23 protein-coding genes and 3 pseudogenes are annotated in these 22,702 nt (G+C 58.4%); 25 read left to right on the forward strand and 1 reads right to left on the reverse strand.

Features of this window, described 5'->3' with window-relative positions:
- Positions 1–116 precede the first annotated feature (116 nt).
- The 14 genes and pseudogenes from fabG to IQK56_RS10475 all read left to right on the forward strand — a co-directional run bounded on the left by fabG (position 117) and on the right by IQK56_RS10475 (position 13,800).
- A complete protein-coding gene (gene fabG, locus IQK56_RS10410; protein WP_193862380.1) occupies positions 117–890 on the forward strand; it encodes a 3-oxoacyl-ACP reductase FabG in 774 nt (257 codons plus the stop codon).
- Positions 891–918: 28 nt separating this feature from the next.
- Positions 919–2,454: an APC family permease gene (locus IQK56_RS10415; RefSeq protein ID WP_341869501.1), complete on the forward strand. Its 1,536-nt coding sequence runs from the start codon at positions 919–921 to the stop codon at positions 2,452–2,454.
- Between the two features lie 10 nt (positions 2,455–2,464).
- Positions 2,465–3,766, forward strand: coding sequence for an aspartate aminotransferase family protein (locus IQK56_RS10420; protein ID WP_193862382.1), 1,302 nt, complete (start codon positions 2,465–2,467; stop codon positions 3,764–3,766).
- Positions 3,767–4,073: 307 nt separating this feature from the next.
- Positions 4,074–4,823 carry a hypothetical protein gene (locus tag IQK56_RS10425; RefSeq protein ID WP_193862383.1) on the forward strand — a complete coding sequence of 250 codons (750 nt, stop codon included), beginning with the start codon at positions 4,074–4,076 and terminating at the stop codon, positions 4,821–4,823.
- A 116-nt stretch (positions 4,824–4,939) separates the two neighbouring features.
- Positions 4,940–5,170, forward strand: a complete 231-nt coding sequence (locus tag IQK56_RS10430) for an AlpA family phage regulatory protein (protein ID WP_193862384.1) — start codon at positions 4,940–4,942, stop codon at positions 5,168–5,170.
- A 4-nt stretch (positions 5,171–5,174) separates the two neighbouring features.
- Entirely contained in the window at positions 5,175–6,017 is an 843-nt protein-coding gene (locus IQK56_RS10435) for a ParA family protein (RefSeq protein ID WP_193862385.1), read from the forward strand.
- Positions 6,018–6,102: 85 nt separating this feature from the next.
- Positions 6,103–6,312: a hypothetical protein gene (locus IQK56_RS10440; RefSeq protein WP_193862386.1), complete on the forward strand. Its 210-nt coding sequence runs from the start codon at positions 6,103–6,105 to the stop codon at positions 6,310–6,312.
- Positions 6,313–6,326: 14 nt separating this feature from the next.
- Positions 6,327–7,912 (forward strand): annotated as a pseudogene (locus IQK56_RS10445) (ParB family protein).
- Positions 7,909–8,457, forward strand: a complete 549-nt coding sequence (locus tag IQK56_RS10450; protein WP_193862388.1) for a DUF2857 domain-containing protein — start codon at positions 7,909–7,911, stop codon at positions 8,455–8,457. Before IQK56_RS10445 ends, IQK56_RS10450 begins: the two are co-directional and overlap by 4 nt.
- A pseudogene (locus IQK56_RS10455) lies at positions 8,454–9,643 on the forward strand (STY4528 family pathogenicity island replication protein). Before IQK56_RS10450 ends, IQK56_RS10455 begins: the two are co-directional and overlap by 4 nt.
- Before the next feature lie 240 nt (positions 9,644–9,883).
- Entirely contained in the window at positions 9,884–10,639 is a 756-nt protein-coding gene (locus tag IQK56_RS10460) for a PFL_4669 family integrating conjugative element protein (RefSeq protein ID WP_193862390.1), read from the forward strand.
- Positions 10,636–11,154, forward strand: coding sequence for a DUF3158 family protein (locus tag IQK56_RS10465; protein WP_193862391.1), 519 nt, complete (start codon positions 10,636–10,638; stop codon positions 11,152–11,154). Before IQK56_RS10460 ends, IQK56_RS10465 begins: the two co-directional genes overlap by 4 nt.
- The gene (locus IQK56_RS10470; protein ID WP_193862392.1) at positions 11,151–11,606 is read left to right on the forward strand and encodes a single-stranded DNA-binding protein; all 456 of its coding nucleotides are present in this window, start codon (positions 11,151–11,153) and stop codon (positions 11,604–11,606) included. Before IQK56_RS10465 ends, IQK56_RS10470 begins: the two co-directional genes overlap by 4 nt.
- Before the next feature lie 226 nt (positions 11,607–11,832).
- Entirely contained in the window at positions 11,833–13,800 is a 1,968-nt protein-coding gene (locus tag IQK56_RS10475) for a DNA topoisomerase III (RefSeq protein WP_193862393.1), read from the forward strand.
- Between the two features lie 43 nt (positions 13,801–13,843).
- Here IQK56_RS10475 and IQK56_RS10480 read toward each other — a convergent pair whose 3' ends face one another.
- A complete protein-coding gene (locus IQK56_RS10480) occupies positions 13,844–14,101 on the reverse strand; it encodes a hypothetical protein (RefSeq protein WP_193862394.1) in 258 nt (85 codons plus the stop codon).
- 209 nt (positions 14,102–14,310) lie between these two features.
- Between IQK56_RS10480 and IQK56_RS10485 the strand changes: the two genes are divergently transcribed.
- The 11 genes and pseudogenes from IQK56_RS10485 to traD all read left to right on the forward strand — a co-directional run bounded on the left by IQK56_RS10485 (position 14,311) and on the right by traD (position 22,699).
- On the forward strand, positions 14,311–14,652 hold the full coding sequence (locus IQK56_RS10485; protein ID WP_193862395.1) for a helix-turn-helix domain-containing protein: 342 nt from the start codon (positions 14,311–14,313) through the stop codon (positions 14,650–14,652).
- A 905-nt stretch (positions 14,653–15,557) separates the two neighbouring features.
- Positions 15,558–16,139, forward strand: a complete 582-nt coding sequence (locus IQK56_RS10490; RefSeq protein ID WP_193862396.1) for an STY4534 family ICE replication protein — start codon at positions 15,558–15,560, stop codon at positions 16,137–16,139.
- 71 nt (positions 16,140–16,210) lie between these two features.
- Entirely contained in the window at positions 16,211–16,390 is a 180-nt protein-coding gene (locus IQK56_RS10495; protein ID WP_193862408.1) for a hypothetical protein, read from the forward strand.
- Positions 16,371–16,697 (forward strand): annotated as a pseudogene (locus IQK56_RS10500) (JAB domain-containing protein); the annotation flags it as partial. The gene IQK56_RS10495 and the pseudogene IQK56_RS10500, both read left to right, overlap by 20 nt.
- A gap of 52 nt (positions 16,698–16,749) precedes the next feature.
- A complete protein-coding gene (locus IQK56_RS10505; protein ID WP_193862397.1) occupies positions 16,750–17,496 on the forward strand; it encodes a DUF5983 family protein in 747 nt (248 codons plus the stop codon).
- Between the two features lie 106 nt (positions 17,497–17,602).
- Positions 17,603–18,145, forward strand: coding sequence for a PFGI-1 class ICE element type IV pilus protein PilL2 (pilL2, locus tag IQK56_RS10510; protein ID WP_193862398.1), 543 nt, complete (start codon positions 17,603–17,605; stop codon positions 18,143–18,145).
- On the forward strand, positions 18,142–18,813 hold the full coding sequence (locus tag IQK56_RS10515) for a chemotaxis protein (protein WP_193862399.1): 672 nt from the start codon (positions 18,142–18,144) through the stop codon (positions 18,811–18,813). The genes pilL2 and IQK56_RS10515 overlap by 4 nt, the downstream gene beginning before the upstream one ends.
- A gap of 9 nt (positions 18,814–18,822) precedes the next feature.
- A complete protein-coding gene (locus IQK56_RS10520; RefSeq protein ID WP_193862400.1) occupies positions 18,823–19,542 on the forward strand; it encodes a TIGR03759 family integrating conjugative element protein in 720 nt (239 codons plus the stop codon).
- Positions 19,524–20,072 carry a lysozyme family protein gene (locus IQK56_RS10525; RefSeq protein ID WP_193862401.1) on the forward strand — a complete coding sequence of 183 codons (549 nt, stop codon included), beginning with the start codon at positions 19,524–19,526 and terminating at the stop codon, positions 20,070–20,072. The genes IQK56_RS10520 and IQK56_RS10525 overlap by 19 nt, the downstream gene beginning before the upstream one ends.
- A complete protein-coding gene (locus tag IQK56_RS10530; RefSeq protein ID WP_193862402.1) occupies positions 20,069–20,584 on the forward strand; it encodes an integrating conjugative element protein in 516 nt (171 codons plus the stop codon). Before IQK56_RS10525 ends, IQK56_RS10530 begins: the two co-directional genes overlap by 4 nt.
- 9 nt (positions 20,585–20,593) lie before the next feature.
- Positions 20,594–22,699 (forward strand): type IV conjugative transfer system coupling protein TraD, encoded by a 2,106-nt coding sequence (gene traD, locus IQK56_RS10535; protein WP_193862403.1) that lies wholly within the window; start codon positions 20,594–20,596, stop codon positions 22,697–22,699.
- Positions 22,700–22,702 lie beyond the last annotated feature (3 nt).

The raw sequence follows: 22,702 nt of genomic DNA on the forward strand, positions 1-22,702 counted from the left end.
AACACATTTTCGCCGCCGATTTGATGGCTAAGGACAAAAAATGTGCTCTGCGGTCAAGTCGCCCGTGAAGGCTCAACTCACTATTCAGCCACCTTCATTTGATAGGAGCTGCGCAGATGTTCACGTCCTTAAGTGGCAAGAGTGTCTTGGTCACCGGTGCCAGCACCGGCATAGGCTTTGGAATTGCCAGGCAGTTTGCTATTCATGGCGCAAGAGTGCTGATTACCGCCCGCAACGCAGACAAGATCGAAGCAGTCGCTGCCGGTATGCGTGCTGAAGGGCTGCACGTACAGGGGCAGGCCGCCGATGTGGCTGACGCCGCTTCAGTGGCGGCCCTCATATGCACCGTGGTGGAGTTGCATGGCGGCCTTGATGTGCTGTGCTGCAATGCTGGCATCTTCCCCAGCGGTGCATTGGAAAGCCTGGCTGAGGCCGATTGGGATCGAGTGATGGACACCAATGCCAAAGGCACATTCCTGTGCGTGCAAGCCTCGCTGCCCCTCCTGAGACTCGCCGAATACGGCCGGGTGATCCTCACCTCATCGATAACAGGCCCCATCACCGGGTTTCCTGGTTGGGCGCATTACGGCGCCAGCAAGGCGGCGCAGTTGGGATTCATGCGTACTGCGGCAATCGAGTTAGCCAAAGGCGGCATCACCGTCAATGCGGTACTACCCGGCAACATCGTCACTGAAGGCCTTCAGGGTATGGGTGCTGAGTACCAGGCTGCCATGGCGGCCTCCATCCCGCTCAAGCGGCTGGGCAGTGTCGAGGACATTGCCAGCGCTGCCCTGTTCTTTGCCAGCCGCGAAGCCGGCTACATCACGGGGCAAAGCCTGATTATCGACGGTGGCCAAATCCTGCCTGAATCACTTCAAGCCCTGGTGTGAACAATCACCCTGAACAAGGAATATGCTCGTGAACACGATTATCACTGAAGCTCCGCTGGGCCACGCGGCATCTGCCGGCGTGCAGCGCTTGCGCAAGAACTCCGTAGGGTTGTTTGGCGTGTTATTCATGACGGTCGCCACGGCGGCGCCGATCACCGCCATGCTGGGTAATGTGCCGATTGCCGTGGGTAGCGGTAATGGACAGTTCGCACCCGCCGGTTACCTGGTGGCGACGGTCATCCTGGCGTTGTTCGCGCTGGGCTATTCACAGATGGCCAAATACATCACCTCGACTGGGGCCTTTTACGGCTTTATCTCCCATGGCCTGGGTCGGATCGTCGGCATGTCATCGGGCATTGCAGTCACCCTGACCTACATTGTGTTTGAAGCCGCGCTGGTGGGGATTTTTGCTTTTTTCTGCCAGGACTTCATGCAAAGCGTACTTGGCGTTCAGGTCCATTGGCTGGTGTTCGCGCTGTTGATGCTCGCGGCGAATGGCATCCTTTGTTATTTCGACCTCAGTCTGGCAGCCAAGCTGCTAGGCGGTTGCCTGATCCTGGAAATTCTTATGTTAGGGGTGACTGCATTCGCGGTGCTGCTGCATGGCGGTGATGTGCAGGGTTTGCACGTGGAGTCGATCAACCCCCTCAACGCATTCAAACCGGCCGAAGGCGTTGTCGGCGCTAGCGCGGGCCTGGGGTTGTTTTTCGCTTTTTGGTCATGGGTCGGTTTCGAGTCCACCGCCATGTATGGCGAAGAGTCCCGCGATCCCAAGCGCATCATTCCCCTGGCCACAATGCTGGCAGTGATCGGTGTGGGGGTGTTCTATGTCTTTGTGTCCTGGATGGCCGTCGCCGGAACAGGCCCGGCCAACGCAATTCAATTGGCCCAGAATCCGGCAACCGCTGCCGAATTGTTCTACGGTCCGGCTCGTACTTACTTGGGTGAGTGGGCGGTCACCTTGTTCAAGGTATTGGTGATCACTGGCTCCTATGCCTGCGGCATGGCCTTTCACAACTGTGCGTCGCGCTACCTGTATGCGCTTGGGCGCGAAAATCTGTTTGAACGCCTGGGCCGTAGTATTGGCCGCACCCACCCAAAACACGGTTCTCCGCACGTGGCATCTACTGTGCAGACTGTGGTCGCTACGGTGATCGTGTTGGCATTCTGGCAGCAGGGCAAGGATCCTTACGCGGACATGTACACCTTGCTGGCCATCCTCGGCACCATGGGCATCATGCTCGTCCAGGCGCTCTGTGCTTTCGCGGTGATCGCCTGGTTCCATTTCAATCCTGAGAACCGTCAAAAGGCGCACTGGTTCAAGACCTTCCTGGCGCCACTGATTGGCGGCCTGGCGATGCTGTACGTGGTCTACCTGCTTTGGATCAACATGGGCTTTGCCGCTGGTAATGCCGTCAACTCGCTGCTCTACCAACTCATTCCCTACAGCGTGCTAGCCAGCTTCCTGCTCGGCGCTGGCATTGCCCTGTATTTCAAATACTTCGATACCCACAGGTATCAGGTCATCGGCCGTATTGTCATGGACGAGCAACGTCACGTTTGAGGAGTTTTCGATGTTAAAAGTCAATGCCTTCGATCATCACCAAGCCGCCATGTTACAGGCCGACGAGCGCCGGTTGGTGGAGCGTCGTCAGCGTCTGCTGGGGCCGGCCTATCAGTTGTTTTACGACCAGCCGCTGCACTTGGTGCGTGGCCGTGGCGCGCAGGTATTCGATCACAATGGAAAGGCTTATCTGGACCTGTACAACAATGTCCAATCGGTCGGGCACTGCCATCCCAAAGTGGTGGCGGCGCTGACCAAGCAGGCTGGACAGCTGAATGTTCACACCCGTTATCTGCATGAGTCCGTGCTGGACTATGCAGAAAAGCTGTTGGCGACAATGCCGGCCGAACTGGGCCATGTGATGTTTACCTGCACGGGCAGTGAAGCCAATGACCTGGCCTTGCGGATCGCCTGTGACTACACCGGTGGCACTGGGGTGATAGTCACCCAATACGCCTACCATGGCATCACCAGTGCCATCGCGGCGTTGTCACCCTCGATGGGGGACTATGTGCCGGTTGCCCGCGATGCTCGTCTGGTGCCGCCGCCCGAGTACCTGTCTGGCACGCCAGAGCAGGTGGGGAAGCGTTTCGCCGCACAGGTGCGTGAAGCGTTGTCCGATATGCGCCACCACGGCATCAAGCCAGCAGCCTTGTTGGTGGACACACTGTTTACCAGCGATGGTGTGTTTGCGGACCCACCCGGTTTTCTCGCCGAAGCCGTTGCCGCAGTTCGTGAGGCCGGCGGTGTGTTCATCGCCGATGAGGTGCAGCCCGGTTTCGGGCGCACCGGCAGCCACATGTGGGGGTTCGAACGCCACGGCCTGGTGCCGGACATCGCAACCCTGGGCAAGCCGATGGGTAACGGTCATCCTATGGCCGGACTCACTGTGCGACCTGAGATGCTCGAACGGTTCGGGCGAAACGCGGCCTACTTTAATACTTTTGGCGGCAACCCTGTGTCTGCGGCCGTCGGCCTGGCGGTGCTGGAAGTCATCGAAGAAGAAGGCCTGATGGCAAACGCCCAGCGGGTCGGGATCGCATTAAAGGATGGCCTGGAGAACCTGGTTCAATACAAAGCGCAGCTCGGCGCGATACGCGGCAGCGGCCTGTTCATTGGTGTGGATGTCATCGATGAACAGGGTCGAGCGGATGGTGCACGAGCTCGCGTATTGGTAAATGAGTTACGCAACGAAGGCTTCTTGATCGGGGCCGCGGGCCCCGCGTCAAGTGTCTTGAAGATCCGTCCTCCGCTGTGTTTCGACTTGCGGAGCGCCGAGCGGTTTCTCGATGCAATGGCACGGGTGCTGTAATTCGGGCTGGGGGTGTATGCAGCTACTCCCAACGTATGTTCGCCAATATTGCTTCACCTACAAGGAATTTCACTCTTTGGTATCTGAGTGGATAAATCAAAATTCTGGTGAGGTCCGATCGCTCTACCTAGGAATGAGACTTTGAATAAACATCAGTAAAGGCCAAGTTGAGTGATGGGTAAATGGAATGACCTCACCAAGTGAAACGTCCGAGTAAATCAGCCACTGCCATCACCGGTCAGTAGGTGGCTGATGCGAAGATATTCCGCGGGAGGCCTATCCATCGGGAATGGAGGTCCATCCGCACATGTCCGTTTATGCTTTCAATCCGCATAGTAAAATCTTCTATCGGCCCATCGACGCGGCGTTGCGTTGGTGCAACCTCATCCATTACGAAACACAGATAGTACAAGCAGATTGGTCACGCCCGGAAAAGCTTGCCACCCTTTTTCCGCAATGGCCAAAACTTCATGCAGCTGTCGAAAAAATTTACGACGCGGTGCGTAATGGAGAACTGCCATATGGCTGCCTCGGTATATCGGTTCCAGTCGGTAGTTACGTAGAACCCTATCAGTTAACGATTCGCCATTCGGACCTGCGCCACTGGATGCAGGTTTACTATCCCGATCAGAAACCTGCCTTCCTGTTTGAGTCCGGCAGTGATGCACATGAAAAAATCAGTTTAGGAGCCTTCCTTGCGTTACAAGCAGATCGGGATGCCCTCCTGCGCGAATTGAGCAAGCTCCAGCAACACCATCAAGATGTTTTGGCAGATATCCACGCCATTGGGCTTGAACGAGACGACCTCAAAGCAATGGTCAAAACACACGGACAACTCAGTGAGCGTAGCGAGCTCACGTATCAAAATATCATCGGTGTTTTACTCAACCTTTTCCTGGATCAATCACCTGCCGGCAACCCCCTCTCAGTGTTCAAGAGCCAATCTGCAATCGTCGACGCGGTTATCGCACGCCATCAAGACATGCCCGGCCTCAGCAAGCGAACGCTGGACAAAAAGTTTGCTGCGGCAAATCGCAGCCTCAAGAAAAGTAAATAAGCCGAAGCATTGCACTGCAATCCTCTCCATTGCAGTGCAATGACTCCCCCCCCATTTCTGCTGTTCAATCCAGGTCACTTCCCACCATGCGCCAATCGACGCCAGGAGTGACCATCATGCCCAGCCAATCCTCACCTATCGTTGAAGCACCTCAACCGCAGGTCGAACGTCACATCATGCGGCGTGACGAGGTGGAGCGAAAAACCGGCTTCAAGCGTGCGCACATCTACAACCTGATGAAGGAAGGTCAATTCCCTCAGGCTAAGCGCATTGGACTGCGTGCAGTGGGTTGGGACTCGTTGGAGATCGAGCGGTGGGTCACCGAGCGCTTGGCGCAGCAGGGCTGACGTCATGCGTGTGGTATCGGTGGTGTCCACCAAAGGTGGAGTAGGCAAAACCACAGTAGCTGCCAATCTCGGCGGGCTGCTGGCGGACACTGGCCTACGCGTCCTGCTGCTCGATCTGGATAGCCAACCCACCCTATCCAGCTATTACACCTTGAACCAGAAAGCTATTGCTGGGGCGTACGAGCTCATTGCACTCAATCTTATAACTCCTGCACAGATTGTTTCCAAGACAGTGATAGCAGGGCTCGACCTGATCCTCTCCAACGACGATCAAGGCCGACTCAGCACCTTGCTGTTGCATGCCCCTGACGGGCGATTACGGCTGCGCAATGTACTCGACAATTTCCGCCCCCGTTATGACCTGCTTTTAATCGACACCCAAGGCGCACGTAGCGTGCTGCTGGAGATGGCCATCCTCGCCTGCGATCTCGTTCTCTCGCCCATCACACCGGAAATGCTCGCCGCCCGCGAACTACGCCGCGGCACCTTGAAGCTGCTCAGTGAACTCGAACCGTTCCGCCACCTGGGCATTCCACCACCCCCCTTGCGATTGCTACTGAACCAGGTGAACGCGATTCGGATGGACACGCGGATGATCATCCGAGGCCTGCGCGAAACTTTCGTCGAGGCTACCAATGTCTCGGTTCTAGAAACCGTAGTTCCAGACCGAGTGGCTTATCTCAATGCCGCCTCCCTTGGCCTACCGGTCCACCGAATCGAAACGCGCCGGTCACGTCAACAACGCTCGCCCTCACCTTTGGAAACCATGCAGGCGTTGGCCATCGAGTTGTTTCCGGAATGGCGCGAAGCGATCTCTAGGGTGAGCAGATACGCGGAGGTTCAATGAGACGATTCGCCAAGCCAGCATTTCTCGTCAAGTCATGTTGTTTGATCGACCTTGAGGCCAACAGCGTTTGGCAGGGAGTCTTTTGATGTTGGATCAGCTTCCCATCATCGTTCAGCCACCCATTCGACCACATTATCCACCTTGCGAGGAGTACTGCACCGTGGTCTTTCGCCTGCAGGGCGGGCGCTCGGCCATGCGGTGGTTCCTAGCAGAACTTTCCCGACACTTCGAAGGTTCGGGCACTGCCGAGATCATCAAGTTCGAGGTCGGTGACCATTTGCACAACCGGCGTTAATTGAGGTTGTTCCGATGAAGAAGCTCAGTCAGGAGGAAATCACCGACAAGCTGCACCAGGACCACTTCCCTCGGGGTCCAGAGCTGGAGCGGCTATCCGACCCACTCACTGATACGCCGATGCTGGTCACTCTGGAACAGTTGCGGCCTTACGAACACAACCCGCGCTTCATCCGTAATCCGCTGTATGACGATATCAAGGCCTCGATCCGTGAACGCGGGCTGGATCAACCACCGCCGATAACCCGCCGCCCGGGAGAAACCTATTTCATCATCCGCAACGGCGGTAATACGCGCTTGGCGATTCTCGGCGAGCTGTGGCAGGAAACCCGCGACGAGCGCTTCTTCCGAATTCATTGCCTGTTCCGACCTTGGAGCAATGAACTCACCGCCCTACTCGGCCATCTGGCCGAAAGCGATCTGCACGGCCAACTCACCTTCATCGAACGTGCGCTGGCGGTAGCCAAACTCAAAACCATGCTCGAACCAGATGGCGCTGTGCTCTCGCAACGTGAGTTGGCACGACGTCTTGCCGCTGGAGGCTACCCGATTTCGCAGTCGCACATCAGCCGGATGCTCGACACCCTTGAACACTTACTGCCCGCCATTCCACAAACCCTGTATGCCGGATTGGGTAAGCCCCAGATCGAACGCCTGATCAGTCTGCGTAGTCAAGCTGAACGAACCTGGAATCGTTATCCAACCGCCACCATTGCGTTCACCGAGTTTTGGCTCGACACCCTGGGCTCCTTCGATACCGACCCTGAATCCTTCGATCTTGAGCAGATCCAGGATGAACTGCTCGAGCGCATGAGCCGCTTACTCGGACAGTCCTACCGTATGCTGGCCCTGGAGCTGAGCGATACCCAACGGGTCATCTCGACGCCTGGCGACGTCGTCACCACGCCCTCGGAGAACAGCCCTCTGCCGAGCGTTGATGGAGCCGCGCCTGGACCTCCCTCCTCCGAGTCCCGTCTCCAATCAACTGAGACCAGGACCCAGATCGAAACAGCGCGAGAGGAACCGCTCACACCGCCTGAGACCAATGCCGTATTAGCGGTCAGCCCTCCGTCACGCGTTCAACAGATTCGCGAACAAATCGAGCGCGACACTGCCACTGAAGCCGCACCGACAGTCGAGGCCTGCGCGATCGACGACATCTGGACCATCGCACCCACACTGGATAGCCCCGAACAACTGCGTTCAACCATCGCCGGACTGGCGCGGGAAATGGAGGCCGATGCCGGACATCCCGAGAGCATCATCGATCAGTCGCATGGATTGGGTTTTGCCCTAGATATGGAGCGGGTAGATCTTGCGACACCTCGCTCGACCGGCGTTCACCTTCTGCTCCTGGCCCTGCTGCGCGCTCAAGACGAGGTGAACTGGGAGGATCGCAAGCAACTGCCCTCCGCCTTGTTCGGCCAGCTATTGCTAGGTGTCTACCAACTCCCACTGACAGATCGTCCCGCCGTGGACGTAGGACTGGAGCGACTGCCGACGGTCTGTTACTCAAACTGTATCGCCTCATTCGCCTGGCCCGTCGCCTGATCGACTTAACGCTTACCCCTGAAGACAACTCACCGAAGGAGCTGCCATGAGCCTGTCCTTCAATGTGCTCAACCAAGCCATGCTGACCCAGGTGCTGCATGAGCTGCGCCTGGGTAATCTACAACGCTGTAAGGCACTCGGACTGAGTGAGGACGATATCTACCTATTGCAATCCTTACCACCCACCACGCTGTCACGCCTGGCCCATGCCACCGTCCCCTGGGTTGAGGTCAAGATTGACTCGCCGGTGCTGCATCGGTTGATCGAGCAAGCCGAACGCGACGAGCAGATCGAACGCTTGATCAACCGGGCGCTCAAGCTCGGTGCCAGCAGCACCATCATGTACCAATGCTTCGGCTTGGCGCATTCGGAAACCGCTCTGCGCCGACGTCTGCTCAAGATAGAAACCCGAAAGGGTCGCCCTCAGCATTTGAGCGAAGCGCAGGAACATGCGCTCTGGCAGCGATGGTGCCAGCTACGTACGCAGGACGGTACCGAGGATCAGCTCGATGCCATGATGATGCTGGCGGAGGAGCAACAGATCAGCTTGACCATCGTCTGGCAGCAGATTGACCAGTACAGCAACGGAACATGAACACTGCCCCTTCCAGCCGCTGGCAGCGTGTCCTGCAGCAATGCACCCAGCAGTTGAGTGAACGTTGGCCCGCACGCCCTACCACCGAACCACCCTCCAACCAGGCCCTACAGGCTGGCTTTCTGTTCAGTGGCCAATCACTCGAAGTCGTACCGCGTCGCCTGCTGTTGGATAGTCGGCTGACGCCGTTGGAACGGAATGCCTGGCAAGTGTTTCGGCTCATGCTGCAAGGCCAGGGTGTGGTCACGCCGCGCTATGAGGATCTGCAGCCTTACCTGTCGAGTGTGCCTTACGGTGCGTCAGCCTCCCGTGAAACCATCGCTCGCGTCTTGACCATGCTCAGACTGACGCGCTGGCTCAGTTTGGTGAGTCGCGGACGCGATTCACTCAGCGGACGTCTTCAAGGCTCTCTGTACGTCCTACACGATGAGCCGTTAACTCCCGCCGAAGCCATGGAGCTGGATCAGACTTACCTGGAACTGGTCGGACATACCCTCGGTCATGCGACCAAAGCTGTGCGGATTGTCGCCCAGCACGTTTTGGAAGAAATTCGCCAAGACACCCATATCGATCAGGGTCAGTTACCGACACGGTTCGACAGCTGGGGCGAACACTGGACGCAGCAGGGATTGGATCTGGCCACCGATGCCTCCGTGCACGATTCCGAACTGGGCAAAAATCACCGCGTTCGGAATCGTGTGGAACTTCGTTCGGATTCCGAACCGGGCTTGAACGCCCCTATTTCCGGCACCGTTCGGAATCGAACGCCGCCTGTACTGTATTAAAAGAAAGTACTTGTACTGTACCGCGCGCGACCCCAGCGGTGGATAACCTGCACTGGCCCGATCCGCTGCACCTGAGCCCAAGCGAGCGTCAGGCCGTCGCCGTGGCGCTGAACAAGCTCAAACCTGCGGATCGTCAGGCGGTGCTCAACGAAGCGGGTGCACGCTGTACGGCAGGAGGTATCCGAAAACCCGCGGCCTATCTGATGGGCCTGATCCAGCGCGCACTGAACGGTGATTTTCGTCCTTGGGCAGGTCAGACAGAACACTCCCCCATTGCAGACCCGCCCCCAACAGCACCCGCACGCCCGTCCCGACAACAGGGCGAACCCGCCTCCGCCCTCGCCCAAGCGTGCCTGAATGAGCTGCGCCAACTGCGCGGCAAACGCCCTGGACGTCAGTAGATTTGATGCCAGTGGCATCAAATCTACTGAGTTCTACAGTGAGACCGCAAAGGGCCGAACCTGCGCAGTCCGACCGGTACGGCCAACGCCATCCCTGGAAATGATGCCACTGGCGTCACTCACGAACGTCTCCGAAATTAACCCTCACACCAAACCGAACAGACCGCATTCAGCTTTTTGGCTGCTCTTGACGATCATCTGTCACAACGTTCCCGTCCAAGCCGATGCGAGGACAACACCGTGGCCGATCACTACCAACTCAACCTGGGCTCATTGCGCAGCAGCATCACCCTGACCCTGCACACCCACCACGCTGCCCGTATCTGGCAAGGCCGGACCGCACGCGAAGGCGTCCACTCGATCATGGGCATGGCCGGCTACATCAGTGTCACCAACCTGATCAAACAAACCGCCGCCCAGGACGATCCCTATGCCGACTGGGCCATCGTGCAACTCGAAGAAAAACTGATGCAGGCCAAAGCTGGAATGCTGGAACTGACTCAGCAACTGGATCGGATCAGGCAGGACCTGCCGACACAAATCGACATGGGCGACAACCTCAACATCCACCCCGTCACCTTGCCGTTGTACATCGGCAGTCAGCTGGGTTTTCTGGCGGTCTACCTGCTGACCGACTACGACACCCTGGTGCGCCGGACCCTATTGGCCCATCACACCGCTTTGATCGGCCGCAGGGATATGGAGGCCTGGATCGATGACGGTGCCCATCTGCTGCGCAGTCTGTTCGGCCAGGCGCAACGCTATCGGCATGCCAGCGTCACACGCGATGACATGGCGGCGAACAATGCCCGTGCCATTGCGGCCATCGATAAATTGGGGTTGCCCCCCATGGACATCCTTGAGGGGCATCGCCGCTCCCAGTTCGCGCCGCCGATCATTCGTCGGGGCGCTGTGACAGTGGATGACCCTGACGCGTTGGCAGAGGAAACGGGAGAGCCATCTGCGACAGTGGATGAGCCGGAGGACGAAGCATGAATCCCATGATCCCGGCTCAACCAATGTCCTTCGAAGCGTTGACACCGGATGCCTATCGACAGCTCGAACACGCTGCCTCCCTAAAAGGCCTTTTAAAGCCCTTTAAGGGTAAGGGGGAGTTGGAGCACCTGGCGCAGGTGGCGAGGGAAATCGAGGCGCAGTTATGTCATCTGATGGAGGCTGTGGTGCAGCAGGCCGGACAGCCCCCGTACTCACTGCTGGATATTCGATTGGTGCTGCAGAACACCAGCGCGGGCAGCGCCTTTTTGCGTTGGCGCAGCCGTGACTTCGCCCGTATGGGGATTGCAGTCTGGGAACGCCAGATGAGCAGAAAAACCCTGCCGCAGACCGTACGCGAGGGATTGCACCGTTTCGAATGCGAGCGTATTGCACTGAACCTGCAGATGAGCGTGGTGCATTCGCTCTACCGCCAGGCCTCGACCTGTGCGATCAAAATGGCCAGTGCCGAACGGCTACTGCGCCAGTTCACACCCGCAGTGGAGGTATCAGGATGAGCACTTTTTTCGTCGGCGAAGGCAATATCGGCAGTGCGCCAGAGTTCCAGGAGTTCGCCTCAGGCAATGACGAGCCACGGCGTTTGCTACGGCTGAATGTGTACTTCGACAACCCCGTGCCACGCGAAGGCAGCTATGAAGATCGAGGCGGCTATTGGGCGCCGGTTGAGCTCTGGCACCGCGAGGCTGAACACTGGAGCACGCTGTACCAGAAAGGCATGCGCGTGCTGGTCGAAGGCCGCACCGTACGCGATGAGTGGGAGGACGGCGAAGACAATGCGCGAGTGACCTTCAAGATCGAGGCCCGTCGAGTCGGCATCCTGCCTCACCGGGTGCACAGCGTGCTCATGCGGGAGCGCTCCAGTGAACCGACGGCATCTCAAAATACAGAGCAGGCCGGTTCACCTGCGTCGAAACCCAAGAAACGCAGAGGGCAACCACCTATGGCCTGACAGACTTCACGCATAAAAATTGCCCCTTTGCGCGAAGTTGCTGGCCAATTATTACTCGCTGCTCGTGAAGTCCCACCCTATTGCCCACGCTACAAAAAGGTAGTGGCCTCGGCCCATTCAAGGCTGCCCTCACCGACTAATATGAGGAACCTGCCATTCAGGTTTCTCATATCTCGCCACTGCTGTTTCCAACCACGCTGCTCCGAACTCAATCCGGAGCAGGTCTATGCGCCTCTTCCTCTGCGAGAAACCGTCCCAGGGTCGGGACATCGCCAAGGTACTTGGGGTCACTCGGCGTGGTGATGGTTGCCTGATCGGCACCGACTCAATCGTCACCTGGTGTATCGGCCATCTGCTGGAGACAGCACCGCCTGAAGCTTATGGTGAACTATTCAAGAGTTGGTCGTTGGATCATCTACCGATCATTCCCGCGCAGTGGCAGGTCGAGGTCAAACCCAAGACCGCGGCACAATTCAACGTCATCAAGCGCCTGCTCAATGAAGCCACCACCGTCGTCATTGCCACCGACGCCGACCGCGAAGGTGAAATGATTGCCCGCGAGTTACTGGAGCTTTGCCAGTATCGAGGCCCTGTTCAGCGCCTCTGGTTGTCCGCACTCAACGAGGCGTCGATTCGCAAAGCACTGTCCTCGCTGAAGCCCGGCCAGGAGACCTTCCCGCTCTACCACTCAGCCCTCGCCCGCAGCCGCGCCGACTGGCTGATCGGCATGAACCTGAGTCGCTTGTTTACCCTCCTCGGTCGGCGGGCGGGCTACGATGGCGTACTGTCGGTTGGACGCGTCCAGACACCCACTTTACGTCTGGTGGTCGATCGGGATCGTGCGATTGCCAGCTTCGTCTCGGTGCCCTACTGGGACGTGGAGGTGCACCTGTCCTCAATGGGACAACCATTCATCGCGTCGTGGCAACCATCACGCTCAGGACAAGATGAAGCCGGTCGTTGCCTGCAACAGGCGCTTGCCCGTCAGGTGGTCCAAACAATCACGGGCAGTAAGACCGCCACAGTACTCTCGCTGCAGACGGAGCATTTCCGAGAAGCGCCGCCCCTGCCCTTCGACCTGAGCACATTGCAGGAAGTCTGCTCGCGCAAGCTGGGGCTTGGCGCTCAGGAAGTCCTGAACATCGCCCAAGCCCTGTATGAAACTTACAAAGCCACCACCTACCCGCGCAGCGATTGCCGCTATTTGCCAGCGAGTATGTTCGATGAGGTACCCGCGGTACTCGATGCCCTGCTCAAAACGGATCCCGCGCTACAGCCCGAATTTGAAAAACTCGATCGGTCATTACGTTCCCGTGCATGGAACGATGCCAAGGTCACCGCGCACCACGCCATCATCCCCACCACCGAGCCAGCGAACCTTGTGCGAATGTCTGAGCAAGAGCGCCAAGTCTACGAACTGATTCGCAGCCATTACCTCGCGCAATTTCTGCCGCATCATGAGTTTGATCGGACCCAGGTTGAACTGCAGTGTGGTGAAGAGCGATTGACCGCTGTTGGCAAACAGATCCTGGTCCAAGGTTGGAAAGGCTTGCTCTACGAAAACACCGAGGACGATGAGCCCAGTCAAAAATCCCAAGTCTTACCCGTCTTACAACAGGGCACGCGATGCGCAGTGGACGACGTCGAACTCAAGTCCATGCGCACCGCCGCTCCCAAACCGCTCACCGAGGGCGATCTGATCAAGGCGATGAAAAACGTGGCCAAACTGGTCAACGACCCCCGCCTGAAACAGAAACTTCGGGACACCACCGGTATCGGTACCGAAGCCACGCGAGCCGGCATCATCAAGGGATTGATTGATCGCGGTTATTTGCTGAAGAAAAAACGCGCCTTGATGGCCTCCGCGGCGGCCCATACCCTGATCGAGGCGGTACCCGCTGCAATCGCAGATCCGGGTATGACCGCGATCTGGGAGCAGGCCCTGGACGAAATCGAAGCAGGACGTCTGACTCTGGATGAATTCGTCGCCAAGCAGGCGAGTTGGATTGCGCAATTAGTCGAACACTGCGGAACGCTCACCTTGGCGTTACCGGTCGAAACCGGTCCGACCTGCCCCATTTGCAACGCCTCAATGCTCAGGCGAAAGGGAAAATCAGGGCCATTCTGGTCGTGCTCTCACTACCCGGACTGCAAGGGCACTGTGCCGATCAGCAAAGGTACGCGTCGCCCCTGACACGCCATTGGAGATCAACATGAGTATGGGGGCGATGTACGGGTCAGTGCATCATCAGCGGCGGCTGATCCCTCTCCAAGTCGCTTAGCGGTTGTCCGATTTCACGAGCCAGGGCGATGCCTGTCGAAATCCATATCTGCCCCAGTTCGTTGAACGCTTTCAGGTGAGCAGGATTTTCGTTGAGCCAATGGACAAGGCTGTCGAAGTGCTCGGGGTTATCAGGGCAATCATGAATCCTGATAAACAGTTCCAGTGTTCGATCCCAGACCAGATCCATGACGTTCTTGCTCTCCTCTTCCATGCTCAACCTTTCCTCAGCTTGGCCCTATCAGACCGTACATTCACACTGGCCACCCTGGACTCTGATTCCAGGAGGAATAAAACCCACGTCGCGATACTTAGCGATTTCAGTCAATGTATCAACCTAACAAGGCGATACTCGACCGTTAAGGATGTTCATGTCAATGGGTCTTTGCTCAACCATTCGGGTTGAACTGGAGAACTCATCACTTGGCACATAAACATCCAACCCAAGCCCAAATCGGGCGCATGATCTCGAAGCACCGGACCGAGCGTAATCTGACCCAGGAAGAGGTGGCTGAACGCCTGGGGATCGGTAGCGAAGCCATCTCGCGCCTGGAACGCGGTGTGGTGGAGCTTTCCGTGGTCAAGCTGATGCAACTGGCGGACATTTTCGACTGTCGGATGGATGAACTGCTGACGGCGTCGAGCAATCGCCCCCATGACCAGGGTCAGATGATCGCGGGTCTGCTGAGTGGACTGAAAGAAAGCGACCGCGCCTTTATCCTGGCTACCGTCGAACAATTGGCCGCTCATCTCGCCAACAAGTAAGCTCATTCGCTCGCATTTGATATAAGGCCGCGGAGGGGGGCGCTCTCTGCCTTGACGCCGCCCCACCCGCTCTGCTGTAGTGCCTCAAGATCATCGCCAACGGCGACCCAAGACCGATTCGCTCCGGGCAGTTCGGTCGGACTCTTAGAGTTCGGAGCCTTCTCTTCTGCGGGATTTCGTTCCCGTTTTGTGCTCGACCAGATCGTGGTGGCGGATGACCACTGTTGCCTCTGCCAGGCAATAGCGGTCATCCGCTCCGGCGATCGTATTCAGCCCCGGAGCCCACCGGGGAAACACTGGGCACCCTTTGTGCGCGGATGCGTGCCAGCAGGTTCCGACCCAGGCCACGACAAGGGTCGGTTGGCGAATCATGGCGCAGTTCAACCAAGTGTTGCGAGGCGCTTGTCGACTGCGGAGGACCGCCAGAGGTGGCTTTTCTCTTCCACGCCTGGCACCCCGCCAGGCCCACTCTTCACTTTCTTCAATCCAGTGACTGCCACCGTATTCCGGCCTTAAAAAAACGGGTGGCAGCGTCTTGACGCTCCCCTTTGACAGGCTTATACAAAGGGCGTGGTTCGCTGTCGTCGACAGCCCAGCCCAGGTAGCTTGAACCTTCAAGGCTACGCCACGTTCGTGGTGGTTCACCCAAGTGCGATCAGCGTTCGGAAGCTCGCGCGGTTGCCGCTTCAGCGGTGATGAATGCCCACTACCCCATGCCTGCGGATCACCACCGCAGACGTTCCTCTACTGCACCGCTATTTCCCCAGACGCATTGTTCTGATCGTCATTGGCTTGCCGGTGGCGAGTCGCTCATCGCTTGCCTTCACTTTACCCACCCTGACGGAGGCTCACTTCCCCGTCAGGGGCTGTGCGTCGCCGTTTTTCCTTGAAACAGGAGAACCACCATGGCCTACGCCAACCAATCCCAAGAAGCCACCACTTACTTCAACCTGCACACCGTCGGTATCGGCTACCTCAACCGTGTTCGTGAAGTCCAAGTTCGCCGCGGCCAACCCTTCATGGCCTGCGATATCGCAGCCCTGCACGGCGCCACCGATGCGGTGGAGTACACCCGCTTCGACTGCAAAGTCGCGGGGGGTGAAGCTGAACGCTTGATTCGTTTCTACATGGACGCCGTCGAGGCCGAGAAAAAGGTCTTGCTGTCGTTCCGTATTGGCGACCTGTGGATCGATCCGTTTCTCTACGAGAAAGGCGCTAGACAAGGTCAACCAGGCGCCAGCCTGAAAGGTCGTTTGCTATTCATCGACTGGATCAAGGTCGACGGCACGTTCGAGTACAAAGCGCCCGCCAGGCAGGAAGCAACAGCACCTGCTGAGCAAGCGCCCACCAGTGAGTCATCCCCACCATCGGCTGATGCCGAAGTTGAGGAGATCGACAACCCAAAAGAGACTCGGATTGAACCTGACTCTCCACCCACTCCCCGCACGGCCCGCCGTGATGCCACCCGTACCGTTCAGTCCGCCTGAACAGTCCACGATGTTCCACATCAAGGCGCTCCATCGAGCGCCTTTTCTTCAATCCGCACAGGAGAACCGACATGGAGTCCTTCTGGCTTTGCGACGACTGCCTGTTCGCTGCGGCTTATGAGGACCACAGCACGTTATCGCTCTACTACACGACGGATGAAATCGAGAAACGCATCGCCGGTATTCATCTTGCGCTGGTGCGGTTGATGCCCATCAGTGCCGACTTCAATCCTTGCACAACAAGAGCATGAAGTTTTCGGTGTGATTTTTCTCGATACCAAGCACCGGGTGCTGGCGTTCGAAGTCCTCTTTCACGGCAGCATTGATGGCGCCAGCGTTTACCCCCGACAGGTCATTAAGAGATCCATGGCTTATAACGCGGGCGCTGTCATTTTGGTTCACAACCACCCCTCAGGGTGTACGGAACCCAGCCAGGCAGATCGCCTCTTGACCGCACGGTTAAAGGAGGCCTTGGCCTTGATCGAAGTGCGCGTACTGGACCACTTCATCGTCGGTGAAGGTCGTCCGCTTTCCCTGGCCGAACATGGCTGGCTTTAACCCTCACAGGCGTCTTCGGGCGCCTTGTTCATTTTCATTCTGGAGAACCCTCATGAACCCCACCACCCGCGCCCCAGCACTGCTGGCGGCATTCAACCCATTTGTTCGCGGCTACGACAACCTGCATATCGAACGACTGCTACTGATCACCTACGAAGACGACTGCCCTCCCTGCTTTCGCCCCGTACACGACTCACAGGCCCATCTGCCCGACGATGAGCTGCAGCTGTTCCCCTGCCTGTTCAATGACGATTTCGCCTTGATCAGCGAAGGCCAATTCATTCCGGATGATTTGGATGAACGCTGCCACTCCACCGGCCTGGTGCGCCAAGTGATTTACGCCGTGATGGGCGAAGTGCTCAACGAGCGGCATCACGTCGGCGACCTGCACTCCCTAGAAGAAGCCCAAGCCATGGTCCATAGTTTGAGCTTCGAAACGGGACACTACAGTCGAGCCTGGGAAATCAGTACCGCACACCTTCCTGAAGAAACGATGCTGTGTCTGGAGGAGTGGGTCAGTGACTCCGCGCTGAGGCAAACCGGCCTCTTGTTCGAGCTGTTCGCGTTGCCGGATTACAACGGGATCGGTTGCAAACTGATCGGCACGCCATGGACGGACGAGAACTTGCTGAACATTGAGAGCAATCGTTATTCGAACTTGAGACAAGAACAACTCGACGCAGGCACACCGGAAGCCTTGGTCAACGTACTGTATTTGGCGGCATTGGCGGATGTGCGATTGTTGATCTTCGACCCCGACGCTACCATCTTGGATGGGCTCGCCATTTTCGATGAATAGCAACGTGTTCAGCGTTAACACGACCCACCTTGAATCAACTTTCTCACTGAATCGCTCCTTCACCTCATGTCAGGTTCTGCACTGAATCTGACATGAGGTATTCTCCATGGAGCGTTTTTTCACGCCTGTCTGCCTGCTGGGTTTGTTGAACGCCTGCACCGCGCAAATCCCCAATACATTGCCGCCCCATCCAGCGATCGACAGTGGCTCCAATCGGGTCCAACGCTCGAGAAGCACAGTCGAAGAAAGCCATCCGGCAGAACTCCGCTATGGCCGTTATACGCTGGTCAGCACCGAACCCACTACGGAACAACGCGATCTTCTCGCCCAAATCATTGACGTGAGCATCCCGTCCAGCGTGAGTCCTTCGGTGCAGGATGCGTTGCACTACGTGCTGCTGCGCTCGGGCTATACGCTTTGCCCCGTTACCGCGTCAGTAAAGGTGCTCTTTACCCGGCCCCTGCCCGCAGCCCATTACCGGCTTGGCCCAATCCCTTTACACAGCGCACTACAACTGCTGGCTGGCCCCGCGTGGCAACTCACGACCGATGAAGTCAGCCGTTCGGTCTGCTTCGAACAGCAGAAAACGGATGCCGGCGTCGCGCTTATCACACCCGTCTCGCCCATTCAGTCGGAGGCACGCCCATGAAAGCCTCGACGTTTCAAACCCTCATTATCGGCTTACTTTTCCTAGCGGTCTCCGGGCTGAGCGGTGGTTTGTATAACCAGTATCAACGCATGGCTGAGCTACAGAGCACGAACACGCAATACCGACAAACCCTGGACACCCTGCAACGTGATTCAAGCGCCCTCAAGGATGCACAGGAAAAACTGCAGTACGCGCTGAAAGACCTGAAGCAGATGGTCGATTCCGGTGAGCAACAGGCCAATACCCTCGATCCGATGTTGGATCAATGGGCGCAAGAGATACAGGAACTGCGCGATGGTCTGGCAGCCCGTGCCACCGAGGTAGACATGACAGCGCTGCGCGCACGCCTTGAGCACGTCGAGCAGCAGCTCCTGGACCTCAAGACCAAGCCATCACCCCCACCGCCGACTTCATCCGCGACCAAGCCGAAAAAGACGGCTCGCCCAAAACCCGCCCCGATCTCGCCACCGTTCTCAGTGTTGAGTATCGAATCCCGCGGTGGTGAGCGCTTTCTGGCGGTCGCACCTCATGACAGTCGCTCCCTCATGGATGTTCGGCTGTTACATAGCGGCGAGCAGCTCGGAGCCTGGAGCCTGAAAGTGCTGGAGCCGAACTCAGCCATCTTCGCGGTGGCCGCTCAGCCAGACCTGACCGTGCAACTCCCTTGAGAAGCTATCATGAACAGAGCGCTACTGCCCGCCGTCGTCTGTCTCGTTTCGCTACTGACCACGGGCGCGGCGATTGGCACCCCCGTCACGACACAGTCACGGATCCAGGACACGCAATCCATTCCCCTGGGGCGCTCTGACTCTGAACAGGCTGCGATCTGGGGTCTGACTGAGCAGGAGTGGAGGCGCTTCGAACAGATCCAAGCCGGCCCGCGCGGTTTCTGGAGCCCGAACCTCGATCCGTTGACCGCACTCGGGGTCGAGGCCCAGACCGACCAGGAACGCCAGCGCTATGCCGAATTACAAGTAGCGCTGGAAGCCAAACGCGCCGAGCGCGAGTTGGCCTACCAAAACGCTTACACCGCGGCCTGGGCCAAGCTGTTTCCCGGGCTGCTGCCGATCCAGGGCATGACATCCCCGTCCCCCGTCAGCTCATCGGTCGTGCCGCGCCAAGCCCTGTTTGTGGAGGACCACTGCCCAGCGTGCACCGCCGAAGCACAGCGTCTGCAAAGCAGTGACACGGCGTTCGATATCTACCTGGTGGGCAGCCAAGGCGAGGATGAACGCGTCCGTAGCTGGGCTCGGCAAGCGGACATCGATCCGGTCATGGTTCAACGCCGGAAGATCACGCTGAACCCTGACCGTGGCCGCTGGTTCAGTCTGGGGGCCCCGGCACCATTGCCCGCCACGTTCCAGCAGGTGAATGGACAATGGCAGCGCCAAGACTGAGCGGTATTGCGCTCCTGCTGACGGTGCTCCCCGTCCAGGCTGACGAACTTTCGCCTCCGGCCTACCAATTGGCGGCGCATGACGCCGACATCCCTTCTACAGTGCTGTTCGCGATTGCCCTGCAGGAGAGTGGTATCCGCGTCCGTGGTCGACTGCTGCCCTGGCCGTGGACCCTGAACATCGCCGGAACACCCTACCGCTTCGCCACTCGCCAGGCCGCCTGTCACGCCTTGCTTCAGGCCCTCGCCCGACATGACGCCAAGCGGGTCGATGCCGGACTCGGCCAAACCAACCTGGGTTATCACGGACAACGTTTTTCCAGCCCCTGCGAAGCCCTCGACCCCTACCGAAACCTCGCCGTGACCGCCACGCTGTTGAAGGAGCATCACGCCGCCACCGGTGATTGGGTGTCAGCTGCCGGACGCTATCACCGCCCGGCAGGAGGAACGCCGGCCGCGCGTTATCGCGCCGGTTTTTCCCGGCAACTCGAGCGGTTGCTGGTCTCCTTCGAACAGGGCACACCGCCATGAAACGAATACCCCTTACCTGCTATTTCATCCTGCTCTTGGCACCTTTCGCCCAGCCGAAACTGACCGAAGCCGGGGATCCGGCCGGCGACGTCACCCAACCCTGTTTCCAAGCCACGTGCCTGCCCATAAATAACAGAGTTCAGGCTGACCGGGCCGTGCCCGCTGACCTGTCCACGTTTGCCGATGAAACCTGGATACTGCCCGTCCGCAGCTCTCACTTAAGCCCCGGCCAGATCACGTCTCGCTCCCTGAGCATGCCGGGCTTGCGGCCATTTTTCCTGGTCGGTGAGGATCCCCAATCACTGGCTTGGCTGCGTCAACGTGCGGCTGAACTGGAGGAAATGGGCGCGGCTGGCCTCGCCGTCGAAGTGACCGATACTGAAGCCCTGGCCCGGATTCGAGCAGCCGTTCCGGGCATCACCATTTTGCCGGTCAACGGCAACGACATCGCCACCCGTCTGCAGATTGAGCACTACCCCGTCTTGATCACCGCCACCTCACTGGAACAGTGAGTCCAGGTCATGGCCGAGCATGCGATGGAATCCAAGCTCCGGCCAGCGGTGGAGCTGTACACCGTAGCGATCTGCATCGCGGCCGCGGTGCTGTGCGTGTACTCACCCTGGGCGGTGGCCCTGTCACCCGAGATCGGTCTGGTTGCCGCGCTGGCCTATTCCTTGTTCGGCCTGATCCGGCTGCGACAAGCCTGGGAGGTGCTGCGCTATCGGCGCAATATCCGTCGGCTGCCCCGCTACGAACTGACCAGCCGACAGATTCCGGTCAGCCGCAAACGTCTGTTCATGGGGCGCGGCTTTCGCTGGACCCGCCTGCACACCCAGCGCTTGGTCGAGGCTCAGGATCCGGCGGTCGCTCACTATGTCGACCAACCGACCCGTTACCGCCTGGCCCGTGGACTCGAACGGCGCTTGGAGCATGCACCGTTTCCGCTCTCTACATTGGCCCGTATCACCGCCTGGGACAGTGCCTTCAATCCGTTGCGCCCTTTGCCCCCGGTCGGTGGCTCGCCGCTGTTGCATGGGGTCGAGCCCGACGAAACGGAAGTCAGTCTGCCGCTGGGCGAACGGGTCGGACACACCCTGGTGCTCGGCACGACCCGTGTCGGCAAGACGCGACTTGCCGAGGTGTACATCACCCAGGACATTCACCGCGTCGAACACGAGGTGGTCATCGTCTTCGATCCGAAGGGCGATGCCGACTTGCTCAAACGGATGTACGTTGAAGCCAAACGCGCTGGTCGAGAAAAGGAGGTCTATGTTTTCCATCTGGGCTGGCCGGAGATCTCCGCGCGCTACAACGCCGTGGGACGTTTCGGACGTATTTCGGAAGTGGCGTCGCGCATCGCCGGACAGCTCAGTGGTGAAGGTAATTCTGCGGCCTTTCGTGAGTTCGCCTGGCGCTTCGTCAATATCATTGCCCGGGCTTTGATCGAGTTGGGCCGGCGCCCAGACTACCTGCAGATCCAGCGACATGTGGTCAACATCGACGCACTGTTTATCGAATACGCCCAGCAGTTTTTCGCCAAGACCGACCCGAAGGCGTGGGAAGTGATCGTCCAGCTTGAAGGCAAGCTCACCGAGAAGAACATTCCCCGGCATATGATCGGGCGCGAAAAGCGTGTGGTGGCCATCGAGCAGTACCTAGCGGTGAAGCGGGTATTTGATCCGGTAATGGACGGACTGCGTTCGGCGGTACGATATGACCGTACTTACTTCGACAAAATCGTTGCCTCGCTACTGCCGCTGCTGGAGAAACTCACCACCGGCAAGACCGCCCAACTGCTGGCCCCCAACTACACCGACCTGAATGACCCGCGGCCGATCTTCGACTGGATGCAGATCATCCGAAAACGCGGCATCGTCTACATCGGCCTGGATGCACTGACCGACGCCGAGGTGGCTGCCGCTGTGGGCAACTCCATGTTCGCCGATTTGGTCTCGGTCGCGGGGCACATCTACAAACATGGCATCGACCATGGCCTGCCCGCATCGGGCAGGAGCAGCGTCAAGTTACCGATCAACCTGCACGCCGACGAGTTCAACGAGTTGATGGGCGATGAATTCATCCCGCTGATCAATAAGGGGGGCGGTGCCGGTATCCAGGTAACCGCCTACACCCAGACCCTCAGCGATATCGAAGCACGTATCGGCAACCGCGCCAAAGCTGGCCAGGTTATTGGTAACTTCAACACCCTGCAGATGCTGCGGGTGCGCGAAACTGCGACCGCAGAACTGCTCACCCAGCAGTTGCCCAAGGTTAACGTGCTGACCAAAACCCTGGTCTCGGGCGCCACCGACACCTCCGATCCGGAGGCCAACACGGACTTCACGTCCTCCTCGCAGGACCGCATCAGTAGCACCAGCGTGCCGTTGATCGAACCGGCTCACATCGTCAGTTTGCCCAAGGGGCAAATGTTCTCCTTCCAGGCGGGGGGGCAGCTCTGGAAAGTTCGTATGCCTTTGCCAAAACCCTCCAATGACGATGCCATGCCCAAAGACCTGCAGGAGCTCACCGAGCGAATGCGGGCGGCCTATAACGCGCAGGCGGGGCAATGGTGGACTGCCAGCGGTGGCGGGCCAACAACTAACTTCGATCTGGATCAGGTCGGGTAGCCC

Origin of the sequence: Pseudomonas cyclaminis (assembly GCF_015163715.1) — a bacterium.
GTDB classification, from domain to species: Bacteria; Pseudomonadota; Gammaproteobacteria; order Pseudomonadales; family Pseudomonadaceae; genus Aquipseudomonas; species Aquipseudomonas cyclaminis.